Source organism: Klebsiella sp. Sb-30, assembly GCF_057652795.1.
This window is the reverse complement of record NZ_CM172749.1, coordinates 1,474,913-1,490,085: the sequence shown is the minus strand read 5'-3', so window position 1 is coordinate 1,490,085 and position 15,173 is coordinate 1,474,913. Positions and strand designations below refer to the sequence as shown.

The 15,173-nt window shown below is 54.9% G+C and carries 15 protein-coding genes; 2 read left to right on the top strand and 13 right to left on the bottom strand.

The window, feature by feature from the left end; genetic code table 11:
• Window positions 1-33: 33 nt before the first annotated feature.
• From cvpA to pdxB, 8 genes are all read right to left on the bottom strand, one after another.
• Entirely contained in the window at window positions 34-522 is a 489-nt protein-coding gene (gene cvpA / locus AC236I_RS07135; RefSeq protein WP_004865201.1) for a colicin V production protein, read from the bottom strand.
• A gap of 198 nt (window positions 523-720) precedes the next feature.
• Complete coding sequence (gene dedD, locus AC236I_RS07130) at window positions 721-1,419, bottom strand: cell division protein DedD (protein ID WP_044350107.1); 699 nt, start codon at window positions 1,417-1,419, stop codon at window positions 721-723.
• Complete coding sequence (folC, locus tag AC236I_RS07125) at window positions 1,409-2,677, bottom strand: bifunctional tetrahydrofolate synthase/dihydrofolate synthase (protein WP_097357952.1); 1,269 nt, start codon at window positions 2,675-2,677, stop codon at window positions 1,409-1,411. Before folC ends, dedD begins: the two co-directional genes overlap by 11 nt.
• Window positions 2,678-2,866: 189 nt before the next feature.
• Window positions 2,867-3,781 (bottom strand): acetyl-CoA carboxylase, carboxyltransferase subunit beta, encoded by a 915-nt coding sequence (gene accD, locus AC236I_RS07120; protein ID WP_015583770.1) that lies wholly within the window; start codon window positions 3,779-3,781, stop codon window positions 2,867-2,869.
• A gap of 200 nt (window positions 3,782-3,981) precedes the next feature.
• Complete coding sequence (locus AC236I_RS07115) at window positions 3,982-4,641, bottom strand: DedA family protein (protein ID WP_015583769.1); 660 nt, start codon at window positions 4,639-4,641, stop codon at window positions 3,982-3,984.
• A gap of 149 nt (window positions 4,642-4,790) precedes the next feature.
• A complete protein-coding gene (gene truA / locus AC236I_RS07110; protein WP_015583768.1) occupies window positions 4,791-5,603 on the bottom strand; it encodes a tRNA pseudouridine(38-40) synthase TruA in 813 nt (270 codons plus the stop codon).
• A complete protein-coding gene (locus tag AC236I_RS07105) occupies window positions 5,603-6,616 on the bottom strand; it encodes an aspartate-semialdehyde dehydrogenase (RefSeq protein WP_015583767.1) in 1,014 nt (337 codons plus the stop codon). Before AC236I_RS07105 ends, truA begins: the two co-directional genes overlap by 1 nt.
• A gap of 62 nt (window positions 6,617-6,678) precedes the next feature.
• Window positions 6,679-7,815: a 4-phosphoerythronate dehydrogenase PdxB gene (gene pdxB / locus AC236I_RS07100; protein WP_048023246.1), complete on the bottom strand. Its 1,137-nt coding sequence runs from the start codon at window positions 7,813-7,815 to the stop codon at window positions 6,679-6,681.
• Window positions 7,816-7,923: 108 nt separating this feature from the next.
• On the opposite strand from pdxB, the gene flk reads away from it, so the two are divergent.
• Window positions 7,924-8,898, top strand: coding sequence for a flagella biosynthesis regulator Flk (gene flk / locus AC236I_RS07095; protein ID WP_044023501.1), 975 nt, complete (start codon window positions 7,924-7,926; stop codon window positions 8,896-8,898).
• 95 nt (window positions 8,899-8,993) lie between these two features.
• Here flk and AC236I_RS07090 read toward each other — a convergent pair whose 3' ends face one another.
• From AC236I_RS07090 to AC236I_RS07075, 4 genes are all read right to left on the bottom strand, one after another.
• Entirely contained in the window at window positions 8,994-10,667 is a 1,674-nt protein-coding gene (locus AC236I_RS07090; RefSeq protein ID WP_127673666.1) for a carbohydrate porin, read from the bottom strand.
• A 59-nt stretch (window positions 10,668-10,726) separates the two neighbouring features.
• On the bottom strand, window positions 10,727-11,038 hold the full coding sequence (locus tag AC236I_RS07085) for a PTS lactose/cellobiose transporter subunit IIA (RefSeq protein ID WP_004865228.1): 312 nt from the start codon (window positions 11,036-11,038) through the stop codon (window positions 10,727-10,729).
• A 22-nt stretch (window positions 11,039-11,060) separates the two neighbouring features.
• Window positions 11,061-12,383 (bottom strand): PTS sugar transporter subunit IIC, encoded by a 1,323-nt coding sequence (locus AC236I_RS07080; RefSeq protein ID WP_004865230.1) that lies wholly within the window; start codon window positions 12,381-12,383, stop codon window positions 11,061-11,063.
• Window positions 12,384-12,495: 112 nt separating this feature from the next.
• Window positions 12,496-12,810 carry a PTS sugar transporter subunit IIB gene (locus AC236I_RS07075; RefSeq protein ID WP_004865232.1) on the bottom strand — a complete coding sequence of 105 codons (315 nt, stop codon included), beginning with the start codon at window positions 12,808-12,810 and terminating at the stop codon, window positions 12,496-12,498.
• A 196-nt stretch (window positions 12,811-13,006) separates the two neighbouring features.
• Here AC236I_RS07075 and AC236I_RS07070 point away from each other — a divergent pair, with 196 nt between their 5' ends.
• A complete protein-coding gene (locus tag AC236I_RS07070; RefSeq protein ID WP_004865235.1) occupies window positions 13,007-13,726 on the top strand; it encodes a GntR family transcriptional regulator in 720 nt (239 codons plus the stop codon).
• 15 nt (window positions 13,727-13,741) lie between these two features.
• Here the strand turns inward: AC236I_RS07070 and AC236I_RS07065 are convergent, their stop codons facing one another.
• Window positions 13,742-14,917: an MFS transporter gene (locus tag AC236I_RS07065; RefSeq protein WP_004865239.1), complete on the bottom strand. Its 1,176-nt coding sequence runs from the start codon at window positions 14,915-14,917 to the stop codon at window positions 13,742-13,744.
• Window positions 14,918-15,173 lie beyond the last annotated feature (256 nt).

The following is a 15,173-nucleotide window of genomic DNA, read 5'->3' as shown; positions in this document are numbered from 1 at the left end:
ACGTCTTTTCCTCGTTCAGCCACATCCCAACGCTTATGCTTTGGGCAAGAAACTTGACGAGCTTTGCAGATAGTCAAAAAACCATCTGATAACGAAACTGAACTGCGGGATAAGCTCTGACTTTTGCCAGTCTTCGCTTTTCGCCATACCGGTAAAACTATCGAGAAAGAACAGAATCGCAGAGACAATCAGCACGCCACGCAGGGCGCCAAAACAGATCCCTAACACCCTGTCGGTACCCGACAGGCCCGTTTTCTCAACCAGTGCGCCAATCACATAGTTAACGATGGCGCCAACGATAAGCGTTGCGATAAACAGTATCGCGATAGCAATCCCATTGCGGACCATTTCGTCTTCAAAGCCCGTGAACCAGACAGCCAGGTAAGTGTAGTAATGACTGGCGACAAAGAAAGCACATCCCCAGGTTACCAGCGATAACGCTTCACGAACAAAGCCGCGGATCAGGCTTACCAGACAGGAAAAACCAATCACCGCTATAATGACGTAATCAATCCAGACCATAAACATCCCACGATTTACGCCCTGTCATCCGGTTCGGGGCGCATTCTAACAGAAAAAGAAAACGTTTGCGTAGGGATTTCCGTGCCCTACAGAAATAAAAATGGCGCTGAAAAAACATTCAACGCCATGCTGTCTTGCGCCTCCTGAAAGCACGTCAGACAGGAGCTTCGCCCCTCACCAGCGCGGCGAGGGACAAGATTAGTTGGGGCTATATCCCATGACCACACCGCTCAGGCCGGAGATCTGTTTCAGGTCGCCAAGCTGCCCTTTCAGTTTATCTTTTGAGGTATCAGGACCGACCAGAATACGGGTAATTTTACCTTGAACCGGCGTCGAAGGCGACGTGTAGACCTTAAACCCGGAGGAGCGCAGCTTACCGACGATTTCATTGACCTTATCCGCATTCTTCAACGCACCGAGCTGCACCACATAGGCTTTGCCGGTTGGAGCAGGTATCTCGGCCGGTTTCGCCGGCGGCGTCTGGGCAACGGTTTGTTGCTGCGGCTGCGGCTTCTCCACCGGCTTCGACGGCTGAGGCTGCGGTTTCGGTTGAGGCTGCGGTTTGGGCTGCGGCTTCGGTGCGACCACCGGCTCCTGCACATCATCGAAACTGTTGCTGTTAACCGGGATACGCGACGGATCCAATGACGGCGCCGCGGCGTCTCCCGCTCTGACCTCTTCCGCCGCCCCTTCCGGCGGTTGAGCCGGAAGAGCCTGAGTCGCCGCCGGCAGCATATCCGGCTCATCGCGATCGCCCGGTTTTGGCACCAGTGGAATTGCCGCGAACTCGTCCTGATAATGCTTTTTCTGACCATCAAGCAGCCCCGGGAGGATAATCACCCCCAGCGCGACCAGCACAATCGTCCCGACTAAACGGTTCTGAAACTTACTCGCCACCGATTCTCCCCGCCTCTATTTCTTCCATTACATGCGCCACCGTATGGAATGAACCACACACCAGCACCGTATCTTCCGGTCTGGCATCGGCCATCGCCGCATGCCAGGCCTGAGCCACGTTGGCGTAAGCTTTTCCTGCCTGCAAATGCTCCTGCAGCTGTTGCGCCGTTGCACCACGCGGCCCTTCCAGAGGCGCACAGTACCAGCTATCCACTTCCGCCGTCAGGTTTGCCAGCGTGCCGGCAATATCCTTATCATGCAGCATACCAACAACCGCCAGCACGCGCCCCGTTTTCGACAGGCTTTTGAGACGTCCGGCGAGCCAGGCTGCCGCATGGGGGTTATGCGCCACATCGAGAATCACGCGCGGCGTTTCGCTGATTATCTGAAAACGCCCCGGCAGCATCGCCTGTTTAATACCGTCGCGAATTGCCCGATCGCTCACCTGGAGTCGGCTGGCTCGCAGCGCCGCCAGCGCCGTGGCGGCATTCGGCAGCGGAATCTGAGGCAACGGTAAATCCGCCAGTGTCCCCTCTCTGTCACTGAATGACCACGTCTGCTCGCCGGCGACATAGCGCCAGTCGACGTCGCGACGCAGAAGCGTTGCCCCTTTCCCGGCGGCCACCTCGGCGATGGTATGGGGCATCTCCGGTTCACCAACGACGGCCGGTTTGCCGGCACGGAAAATACCGGCCTTCTCACGGCCAATGCTTTCCCGATCCGGTCCCAGCCAGTCAGTATGATCCAGGGCGATGCTGGTTACCACCGCCACATCCGCATCGACGATGTTGGTGGCATCAAGACGCCCGCCGAGACCAACCTCAAGGATCACCACGTCGAGCTGCGCCTGCTTAAACAACCACAGGGCAGAGAGCGTGCCAAACTCGAAATAGCTCAGGGAAATCTCACCGCGCGCCGCTTCAATTTCAGCAAAAGAGGCGGTATGCGCCGCTTCCGGCAGCTCCGCGCCCTGTACGCGTACGCGCTCGGTATAGCGCACCAGATGCGGCGAACTGTAAACCCCAACCTTGTAGCCCGCCGCGATCAGCACAGACTCCAGCGTGCGGCAGGTGGTTCCTTTACCGTTGGTTCCCGCCACCGTGAAGACGAACGGCGCAGGCTTTAACACCGCCATCCGTTCGGCGACTTCGCTCACGCGGGTCAGCCCCAGATCGATGGTTTTACTGTGCAGATGTTCCAGATAGGAAAGCCACGTAGCCAGGGGCGACGTGGCCTGAGGAATAGGTTCTTTTTCCATGATGTCCGCGAGTGTTAACGGTAAATACGCTTCATCCTTCAAACTGCCTCTTGCCGGCAGCGCTCGTCACCCGCGCTGTCCATTGGACCGGGCCCTGACGGGGCTTTAGCCTTTCCGCCGCGCCGCAGTTTGAATGATGGCGCATAGAATTAAAAAAGGGCAGCGCCGTCAGGCCTGCCCTCCGAATTATCAGGCCTCTGGTTCCTGATCCGGTGCCGGTGGCACCACCTCACCTTCGTGAGAGACGTCCTGGCTGGGTGCCGGAAGATTCATCAGCTTCGCCAGAATGCTGGCCAGCTTCAGACGCATTTCCGGGCGACGAACGATCATATCGATCGCCCCTTTTTCAATCAGGAACTCACTGCGCTGGAAGCCCGGCGGCAGTTTCTCACGTACGGTCTGCTCGATAACGCGAGGCCCCGCAAAGCCGATCAGCGCTTTCGGTTCCGCGATATTGAGATCGCCCAGCATGGCGAAGCTCGCCGATACGCCGCCCATGGTCGGGTCGGTCAGTACGGAGATATACGGTAAACCGCGCTCCTGCATTTTCGCCAGCGCGGCTGAGGTTTTCGCCATCTGCATCAGCGACATCAGCGCTTCCTGCATACGCGCGCCGCCGGAAGCGGAGAAGCAAATCAGCGGGCAATTATCTTCCAGCGCCTGTTCTACCGCGCGCACGAAGCGAGCGCCAACCACCGAGCCCATCGAGCCGCCCATAAAGGAGAATTCGAATGCTGCTGCGACAACCGGCATCTCGTGCAGAGTGCCCTTCATGACCACCAGCGCATCTTTTTCACCGGTCTCTTTTTGAGCGGACGCCAGACGGTCTTTGTATTTTTTCGAATCGCGGAACTTCAGCACATCTTTCGGCTCGAGCTCGCTTCCCAGCTCCACCAGGGAACCTTCGTCCAACAGGCTATGCAGGCGATTACGCGCCGACATACGCATGTGGTGATCGCACTTAGGGCAAACCTCCAGGTTGCGCTCCAGCTCTGCGCGGTACAGAACCTGCCCGCAGCTGTCGCACTTAGTCCATACACCCTCAGGAATGCTTGCCTTGCGGGTGGGAGTGATATTGCTTTTAATTCGTTCAATCCAGCTCATTGATAACCTTTCTGCCTGAACCTGGTCGATGCCAGTTTTGTCGTAAGGGGCGCATAATGCCATTTTTGACCCTTACAGACCATGAATGTTGCACATTAAATCATAACATCCCGTAACATGGGATAAAAAAGTGGTCGTACCGCTCACACTTCCCTCTTCGGGCAGCAGGCTGCTGCCCGACGCAGATAAAAGCAGGAGGGTTATTTCGTCTGCTTCGCCGCCGCGCGCTTGTGGCGAATAATTTCAATGACCCCAGGCAGCACCGACAGAACAATAATGGCGACAATCAGCAGCTTCAGGTTTTCCTGAACGATCGGCAAATCGCCAAACAGGTAGCCTGCATAGGTAAACAGCAGAACCCACAGCAGCGCGCCAACCACGTTATACGCGGCAAAATGACGATAGGACATATGGCCCATTCCCGCCACAAACGGTGCGAAGGTTCTGACGATCGGCACAAAACGCGCAAGAATAATCGTTTTGCCGCCGTGACGCTCATAGAACGAATGGGTTTTATCCAGGTAGCTACGTCGGAAAATCTTCGAATCAGGATTACTGAAGAGCTTTTCGCCAAACAGCCGTCCGATAGTGTAGTTCAGCGCATCGCCGACAATGGCCGCAATGACCATCAATGCCACCATCAGATGCACGTTCAGATCGTTCGTCGGCAGCGCCGACAGCGCGCCGGCCACGAACAGCAGCGAATCGCCGGGCAGGAATGGCGTCACCACCAGACCCGTTTCACAGAACAGAATCAAAAACAGAATGGCGTATACCCAGACGCCATAACTGGCAACCAGCTCAGCCAGATGAACATCAATATGCAGGATGAAATCAATTAAAAAGCGAATCAGGTCCATATTGTATGAGTCCTTAATGACACGACACAAAATCGGCCAGGATGCCGTGCGACAACAAACCGCTCGTTTCCGGTCGCAGAAATAATTCCCCGACCGGAACGCTCAGATGCGGCCAACAAGCGGGCAGCCTGAAGGATAAAGCGTTAATGTTAGTCCGCCAGAAACAGCGGGCCCATCGGCATCACCGGCAGGTCGTAGCGGGCCGGATAATCTACCGACACCAGATACAACCCTTCTGCTTTTGCCGTCGCGGCGGCCAGCTTCCTGTCTTTCGCCGCCAGAAGTTCTGCTATCCAGCTCTCTGGCTGGTTCCCGGCCCCTACTTCCATCAGGCTGCCGACAATGTTCCTTACCATATGATGTACAAAGGCATTCGCTTTGATATCCACCACCACATACGCGCCATACCGCGTGACGCTAATATGGTTAATATTTCGCCACGGCGTGCGCGACTGACACTGCACCGCGCGAAATGAGGTGAAATCATTTTCACCCAGCAAACACTGGGCGGCGCGCTGCATCCGCTCCGCATCCAGAGGCTGATGATAATGGGTGACGCCCTGGCTTAACACCGCCGGACGCAGACGGTGATTATAGATGACGTAACGGTAGCGACGCGCGGTGGCGCTGAAGCGGGCGTGAAAATCGTCCGGGACATGTTTCACCCAACGGACGGCGATATCGCCCGGCAAATTCGCATTGACCCCCAGCGTCCAGGCCGCGTCTTTGCGCAGCGCGTGGGTCTCAAAATGCACAACCTGGCCGGTGCCATGAACACCGGCGTCGGTGCGACCGGCGCAGAATACGTTAATCGGTTCATTTGCCACCTGCGAGAGCGCCTTTTCCAGCTTCTCCTGCACGCTGCGAACTTCGTTTTGCCGCTGCCAGCCGTAATATTTGCTGCCGTCGTACTCGATGCCCAGCGCGATTTTATAGACCGGCTGCTGCTCCATCTCAGACATCAGTACAAATACTCCTGCACCAGTTTCTCCGCGATTTTCACCGCCATCAGCGCGCCGCCGAAGCGGACGTTATCGGCAACGGACCAGAACTGAATCTGTTCCGGCATGCCGTAATCATTGCGTACACAGCCGACGGAGAGTTGCGCAGTACCTGAAGCATCGCCGACCTGAGTCGGGAATTCGCGCTCGGCGGAGAGCTCAATATCTTCGCCGCGAGTGAAGGCATCGCGAGCCTCTTCTGCCGCCAGCGGACGCATCGCTTCGAAGTTCACCATCTGCGCATGACCGTAGAACACCGGCGACTGCACGACGCTGGCTGAAACCATCAATCCTTCATCCTGGAGGATCTTACGAACTTCATCGACAATACGGCGCTCTTCGCGCACGCTACCTTCACGATCCGGCAGCAGCGGCAGCATGTTAAACGCCAGCTGACGGCCAAAGAAATCTTCATCATCGATTGGCATACCGTTGAGCAGCTTCGCGCTCTGCCCCGCCAGCGCATCAACGGCTTTTTTACCGTATGCGGAAGCGGAGATCAGGCTGGTCACGCTGATACGCGACAGGCCGCCTTCATCGATCAGCGGTTTCAGCGCCGTCAGCAGCTGGCTGGTCAGGCTGTTGGCGACGGCGATGACGTTGCGATTGCGATAATCGGCCAGCACAAACGGGTTCACTTCCGGCACAACCAGCGGTACGTCCGGCTCCAGCGCAAACAGACCGCTGAGATCGATAACCAGACAACCGGCATTGGTCGCCTCATCAACATAGGCCGCCGTCGCTTCAACGCCGGCGGCAAAAAAGGCCAGCTGTACCTGGGTCCAGTCAAATACGGCAGCATCCTGCACGATCACCGACTTACCGCTAAAACGCAGATGCTCTCCCGCGCTCTCATTGCGCGCCAGCGCATAGATATCACCCACCGGGAACTGACGTTCAGCAAGGGTGTCGAGCAGGGCTTCGCCGACGGCGCCCGTTGCGCCCAGTACGGCAATATTCCAGCCTTCAGACATGGTGGTTTACTCCAGAGAAAAGCGACCCTGCCGGAGTATCCAACAGGGTCATTAAGAAGACATTAACGAATGGGGTGATGTACGGCATTAAAACCGAGCTGACGCAGCAGCGTCGCCGCCTGCACATCGCTGCACTGCACGTACAGTGATGACCATTCGCGGCGTTCCTGATAATTTTTGCGCAGCTTGTCAAACTCACCCGGCACGCCGGCCACTTTTCGCAGCGGCGCATCATCGCGGCGCACATCATACACCAAATGCACCAATCGTTTCAGCGTTGGCTGATCGAGCGCGCCGTGCAGGGTAATGCGGCCAAACTCCGGGGCGGGCAGCAACGTGTCCAGCGCCACCTGTTGCGGATGGCCGATAAAGGCGCTGTAGGCTTCAAACACCTGCGTCGTCCCGCGCGCTTTGCCTTCGAGGGTGTAGCCCGCGATGTGCGCGGTGCCAATATCTACGCGATCCAGCAGCGCAAGGTTCAAATCCGGCTCAGGTTCCCAGACATCAAGCACGACGCTCAACGCCTGCCCGCTTTGTAGACAGGCCAGCAGCGCGCCGTTATCCACCACCGGTCCGCGGCAGGCATTGATCAGTACGCTTCCCGGTTTCAGACGGCGAATCAGCGCCTCATCCGCCAGATGCAGGGTTTTGTAACGACCTTCTTTATATAAAGGCGTGTGGAACGTCAGAACGTCCGCTTCCTCTACCAGCTCATCCAGGGTACGGAAGTCGCCTTCATCGCCCCGGTCGGCACGCGGCGGATCGCACAACAGCGTTTTGATCCCCAGCGCTTCCAGACGCTTTTGCAGGCGCCCACCGACGTTGCCAACGCCGACGATGCCGACGGTACGATCGGTCAGCGCGAAACCGTCGCGCTCAGCCAGCATCAGCAGCGCCGAGAAAACATATTCTACGACCGCTATCGCATTGCAACCGGGCGCGGCAGAAAAGCCAATTCCGGCCTGCTGCAGCCACGTCTGATCGACATGATCGGTACCGGCTGTCGCGGTGCCCACGAATTTAATTGCCTTGCCGGCGAGCAGCGCTTCATTGACTTTCGTGACCGAGCGAACCATCAACGCATCGGCGCCGGTCAGCGCGTCGACGGGGACGGGACGGCCGGGGACCGCCTCGACTTCGCCCAGGCGACTAAAAAGCTCGCGGGCATAGGGCATATTTTCATCAACGAGGATTTTCACGGTTCAGTACCTGTCTGAGAACGAGAGTAAACCGGGGAAGTGTGCCATAATCTCGCCGCCAGGAACATCATCACCGGGCCTCTGTACAGCAATACGGAAAGGATTAATATGACACAACCCGTTTCAGGTATGTCCGATCGTCCCCCGGGAACCGGCGCTTCCGTCGCCGGAGAGCCCGCGCTAACCATGCAACAACGTACCGTTCTCGAGCGACTGATTACGCGCCTGGTCGCGTTAACTTCGCAGCAGAACGCGGAAGTGTGGGCGGGAATCAAGCACGATCTGGGGCTCAAAGGCGATGCGCCGCTGCTGGCGTGCCACTTTAGCGCTGCCGAAAACAACCTGAATCAACGCGTAACCGTGGCGCAGCAAAATCACCATCAGCGCCAGATTCTGGCGCAGTTGAGCGAGTTGCTGAGTCAGGGGAACAACCGTCAGGCAGTGAGCGATTATATTCGCCAGCATTATGGGCAAACGACGCTGCATGCGCTGACGCAGGAGCAGTTGCAAAATATGCTGCAGCTCCTGCAAAACGGCCAGCTGTCGATCCCTCAGCCGCAGCAGCGCCAGCCGACTCTGCGCCCGCTGTTGCCCGCGGAGCACAACACGCTTAATCAGCAGGTAAGTCGTCTTGCCGCCGCAACCGGCGAACCCGGGAAACTGATCTGGCAGTCAATGCTGGAGCTGTGCGGTGTAAAAACCGGTGAGCTGATTCCGGCAACCCACTTCACTCCCCTCTCCTACTGGCTACAGGCGCGGCAGACGCTCAGCGCGCAGTCAGCCCCGACCCTGACCTCTCTGCAGGCGGCGCTGAAGCAGCCGCTGGAAGCGCAGGAGTGGCAAAAGATCGTCGATTTCGCCCAGCACAACTGGCACGTCACGCCGCAAACGGCGTTGAGCGCAACGCAGATTCTGACGCTGCTGAATAAGGTCTTTGTGCTTCGTGTCGCCCGGGCGCAAGAAACGCTGGCCATTCCCGCGCTGCCGCCGGAACCCTCTTCGCTCGTCGGGCGGCTCAAAAAGCCGGGAGTGATTGTTCTGGTATTGATACTGCTTATCGCTCTGCTCTGGCTGGTGATGTAATTCCGCGTTGCTGGCCGGCAGACAGGGTATCGGTGGCGGTTATCTTTATACTCAAACGCCCGCACGATGCGGGCGTTGGTGTCTTGATGAGGCAATTACCACCACACCTCAGCCTGCACGCCCAGCATCAATTCATCTTTGCTGTCGTCGTTGAACCGGTACTGTGACAGGTCGTTATCCAGAATATTGATATAGGTCCCGTAGAAACGAATTTCCGGTCGCGAACCTAACAGACTCGGCCCGACTTTCAGCGCATGATAGAGCGTCGTTTTATACGCCGATTCTTTCAAATCCTTGCCTTGCTCCGTTTTGTTTTTCTGCGCAAACCAGCCTAACTCCACCCCGGTCTGATTCCAGGTATCCCAAATCCACGCCGGACGAATCACCGCGCGGAAGCTGTCAAAATCGCTATGCGCGCCGCTTTCGTAACTGTAGATATCGTTCCCGTGCGACCAGACCAGCGCATTGGCCATAATCACGCGATCGGCCAGGTACATTTCGCCCTGTGAAATCAAACGTAAAGTGACGCCGTTAGTATGATCGCCATAGTAGTAGCGCCCGTGAGCCATGGAGTTACTGGCGCCGGAGAAGTTCGAGAAACTGCTGGCATAAGAGTTATTCGCCACCTGGAGCGTAAATTCATTAAAGCCCTTACGCGCCAGCTCCTGACGGATGATCCCGGTGGCCATCCAGCTATCCTTGAGCGTAAAGTAGTTATTGTTCTCCTCGTTTTTCTCCTGTTCATCATTCTTGTTTGCAAAAGCATATTTGCCCATCAACGACAGCGAGCCGTTTTTCCACAGCGGAATGTTGCGATAGCGCAGATCCACCGAATTGGTGTTCATTTGTGTGGTCTGCGTGAAATCACGCGAATAAACATCCACATCATTGCGGCTGAGAGACGCGTCAAGCTGCCCGACGCCCAGCGCCCAGTTCTGGATCCCGATACCGGCTGCAACATCGGTGGTCAACGATTTCCAGTCAAGCATCTGGATTTCATACTCCGGCAGCTTGTGTTTACCTACCCAAAAATCAGCCTCCGGCGCAAACGGCAGGAATCCTTTGGTGGTGAGATAGATATCGCTGAACTGAAGAATGTTTTCGTTATTGGTGTCGCCAAACCAGGCATCGTTATACTGCTCACCAACATTACCATCGTAGGTCACGACGGCATTGGCGGTTTTCCCATCCTGGTTATAAACCCGCTGATTTAAGGTCAAATCAAACCAGCCGCTCATTTCATTACCAAAACGGCCCAGCGAACCCGCCGCATAGGTCTGCGACGACCCGTGATTTGAGATGCCCCAGCCGGAACGTAGATAACCCTGATAGCTGAAGCCAATATCCTCTTTGACGAATTTGCTGAGATCCTTCATGGTCACGCTCTCAACTTTCGCCTTCTTGCCGTCGGTATTAATGACCGCCACCTGCTGTGTCGCTTTGACTTCTGCCGGCGCCGCCCGTTGGCTGATTTCATTATTTTCATTGGCGATATTTTCTGCCACCGGAGAGGTCGCCGTCGGGTAACCCGCGGTGACATTTCTTTGTTCATTCTCTTTTATACTTTTTTGCAACACGGCCACTTTATCTTTATATGTCGATAATTGTGATTGCGTTTTTTGCAATTCTTTTTTATTGGCTGATAATTCTGATTCCAGCAATTCAAGACGTTGTTCAATCGTTAATTTCGCTGCTAAAACAGCGGGTGACGAAATAGCCAGAAGTACCGATAGAGACAATAAGCTAACCTTCAATTGACTTGAATACATAGAGTACCTTGCATATTTTTATAATACGCCTTCAGCCGGATGACTGAAGGCAGGGAAAGTCAGGCAGAGATTTCTTGTCGCAGCGCAATAATTTCTTTGGCTAAGTCCTGGCACAGCATCGCGGTCATTAAATGGTCCTGCGCGTGAACCAGAATGAGATTGACGGTCATTTTCCCGCAGCCTTCATCCAGACCAATCAGCGCCGTTTGTATCTTGTGCGCCTCCCGGCAGGCCATTTCTGAGCTGGCCATTAGCGTCTCAACGGTCTCCCATTCCCGGCGGCGCGAGGCGGCGATGGCCTCCATTGCATCCGAGCGGGCCTGTCCGGCATGGATAAGCAGTTCCATCACCGTGCTTTCATCAGCAAACATATTTATTTCCCCACGTTTTTTATTACTCAGCGGCCGCTGCGGTATTCACCTTGTTCGCCGCAATCACAAACGGTAAATAGATCAGCGTTGAAACAGCGAGGCACAGAATGCCGACAAAGAGCGCTAACCAGTTACCGCCGGTCCCAAAGAAGGCAATCAGCGGACCTGGCGTGGTCCACGGAACCGCATAGGCAATCGGCGGAATAAACTCCATGCTAATAAAGAAGTAACCAATCAACGAGTTAATGAAAGGAACCAGGATAAACGGAATCACCAGAATCGGGTTCAGGACGATCGGTAAACCAAACATCACCGGTTCGTTGATATTGAACAAACCCGGTACGAAGGCCATTTTCGCCAGATCGCGATAATCCTTACGCCGCGAAGCGATGAAGATGGCCAGCAGCAGCCCCAGCGTCATCCCCGAGCCGCCGCAGTTGGCGAACGCATCGTTGATGCCGGTCCAGGTTATCGGATAAGGCGCCCCCCATGTGGTGCCGTGTGAGGCCGCATAGGAGAGGTTTTCCAGATTCGCTTCCGAGAAAATAGTTTCCCGAATCGCCGCAACGGTATTGGGCCCGTGGATCCCCAGCACCCACAGGAAGTTTGCCACCAGCCCCAGAATCAGAACGGTGATAATGTTGGTCCCCATATCCTTCAGCGGCGCCTGAATCAGCGTATAGATCAGATCGTTAAGGCCGTTCGGCGAGATGCGGGTCAGCAGGTAGTTCATGATGGAAAAGAAAATCATCACAAAGAAGATCGGCAGCAGCACCTTGAACGAGCGTGCCACCGCCGGCGGTACCGCTGCCGGCATCGTAATGGTCACTTTCGGGTTACGCGCCAGCCGGCAAAAGACCTCGCTGGAGATCAGCGCAACGATAATGGCTACAAACAGCCCCTGCGGCCCGAGATATTTTGTCGTCAGATAAGCCTGACCATCGATGATGGTATAAGGTGTATAGACCACAAAAAAGGCGCCAATCGCCGTTAGTCCGCACAGCAGATCGTCCTGCTGGAAGCTAATCGCGATATTGCGCGCGACGAGAAAGGTAATCAATATTGCCATAATATTGACTGAGCCATTCATCACCGGGGTAAAAATTTGCTGTGCATCAGCAAGATTCGGGAATATTGTTCCCAAATGTAAAATGCTGGCAATAAAACCATCAGGAGACAATATTGCAAAGTTAATTAAGATAATCAGCGAACTGGCCATCACGATTGGGAAGGATAAAATAAATGCATCCCGAATCGCCGATACGTGAATCTGAGAATTTAGTTTTATAGCCACGGGGACAAGGATTTTCTCCATGCCGCGTTCAAAGGCATTCATAAAACTCATGATGAACCCTTATTTTTATCGATAATCTGCGATAGCGCCCCAGCACTGGAGCAGAGGTATCCGGCGGCACGACGCTGAAATTCAGGCGTTAACCGGGGTAATAGACAAAGAATTATTTATTGGCCAGTAAGGTAAGCGCACTGTCTAACACCGCCGGGCCATCCATTTGCCCGTAATATTTCATATCAATAACCGCAACCGGCATTTTACCGTGAGCCACCTCTTCTATTTCACTTTTCTGGAAACGAACCTGCGGCCCTAATAAAACCACATCCACTGCGTTTTTTTTGATTTTTTCTTTGGCTTCAGAAATGGCCAGCGCATTGATATTTACCGCAATCCCTGACGCCGCAGCATGCTCCTGCATGCGTTTCACTAACATACTGGTGGACATCCCGGCAGCACAAACTAACAATATATTTTTCATTTTCCTTCCCTTTCCTGTTCATCAGTCTCAATTGACGAGCACTGTAATAATTGTTAATTTTCTTATCCGCAGTTGCGATCACAGTTAGCAAGAGAAAAGTTGTTCAGAAACCAGGAAAAAAATGAACGTGTTGGCGTAAATTTAACGATGCATAACAACAACCCAATGTTTTAAAAGGGATTATTGAGGTTCAAAAGTGGTTTATAAAAATGTAGTTAATTTACTGAAAAACAAAATTAATAGTCCGCTCTATAGCATTGGCGATCTTCTGCCATCAGAAAAAGAATTAGCAGAACTTTATGATGTTTCGCGAAATACACTACGTAAGGCGCTAAAGGCTCTGGAGGAGGAGGGTTTAATCGAGCGGCGACACGGTTCGGGGACCTGGATTAGAAATAAACATTTCCAGGCATCGGTGACGCATTTAGACAGTTTTACCGAAATTGCCCGCAACGAAGGCAAAACGCCCTCTAGTCAAATTCTCAAATTTGAATTGCAAACCGCCTCGCAAGAAATCGCGAAAGGTTTGCAGTTACAGCACGGTGAACTTGTATATTATGCTAAAAGATTGCGTTTTATCGATAACATTGCGATGCAATTAGAAGAAACCTGGCTCTCGGCAACGCGCTTTCCTGACCTGACCATCGCCCATATGAAAAAGTCGAAGTTCTCGTATATAGAAAACGAATGCGGGATACGAATTGACGGTTGCTACGAATCCATTGTGCCGATACTCCCCTCCCCGGAACTGGCCACGCTGCTGCATATCAGTACCAAAGATCCGATCATCAAAATGCAAACTCAGGCGATTGATGAGCAGCATCAGCCGATCGACTATTCCATTCTCTATACCAACATGTTTGAGTTTCAGGTGAAGTATTACCTTCCACGGAAAGCCCCCGGTCTCCCTCGCTGAAGACCGGGAATCACGTTATTGACGTAGGGAGAACAGCGTCATGAAAATGCCCAGAACCGCGCATATTGCCCCCGCCAGAAAAACAGAAGAGTAGCCCAGCGACGTGGCGAGCAGCCCGGCAAGCGGGCCGGTGACACCGTATGAAATATCCTGAAAGGCCGCATAGCCGCCGAGCGCGGTACCGCGAACCTGAGCCGGTACGCGTTTGACGACTTCAACGCCAAGGGACGGGAAGATGAGCGAGCAGCCGCAACCGGTCAACGCCGCACCGGCCAGGGCAACCCAGGCATCTGGCGCCAGCCACAGCAGCGTCAGGCCAATGGCCTCGATCAGCAGCGACACCATCGCCACTTTTATGCCGCCAAAGCGATCCGGCATCCAGCCAAACAGGATACGCATCAGCACAAAGGCGCCGCCAAACGCGGTCAGCGTGAAGCCCGCCATCGCCCAGCCGCGGCTGGCGAAATAGAGTGAGACAAAGGTACCAATCACGGCAAACCCCACCCCTTGCAGCCCCAGACCGATGCCCGGACGCCAGATCATACCGACGACGCTCCATAGCGATGGCCGTTCGCCGCCGTGCGCCGGAACTTTACTGACCGTACCATTGATTGCCAGCGCCAGCAGCGGTAGTCCCATCGTGACGCAGGCGAGAACCACAACGCCAAAATGCGAGTAGATCATCAGTCCCAGCGGCGCGCCCACGGCCAATGAGCCGTACATCGCCATCCCGTTCCAGGACATGACCTTGCCTGAACGCGCGGGACCAACCAGCCCCAGTCCCCAGCTCAGGTTTCCGGTCAACAGCTGGCTTTCACCAAATCCGAGGATCAAACGCCCCAGTACCAGCAGCGCAAATTTGACCAGCACGGAAACCGGCAGTAACGCGGCCAGCAGCCACGCCGCCCCGGCTAATGCGCAGGCAAGCATACCCTGCAGCACCGAACGCTTGGCGCCATGTTGATCGGCCAGACGACCGGCGTAGCCACGGGTCAGCACCGTCGCCAGAAACTGAATGCCCACCGCTACGCCGACCAGCGTATTGCCGAAGCCCAGCTCATGGTGGACAAAGAGCGGGATCACGGGTAGCGGCAGGCCGACGGTCATATAGGTCAGAAAAACGGCAAAGGTAATACGAAATAATGGAATATTCGCTGACGAGGTATTTGTTGTTTCAGTCGCTGCGGACATGCTTTACTCCAGTTCGCAGAGTAAGGCGAGGTAGTAGCCACGCCCCCTCCACCTGATTATCAGGGTTAAGGCGCGTTGGTTGACGTTAAACGCTTACGCATTACCGGGGGGATAATGTTTCGCAGCAGTTTGCCTGTAGAGGTTCGGCTCTGTCAAGCCGACAAAAAAAGGGAGCCCGCAGGCTAATGGCGATGGTTTCAGGATCGGTTGAACGATCCGGCGAAGGTATAAGTATCCGTCATCTCAAAGAGATTAC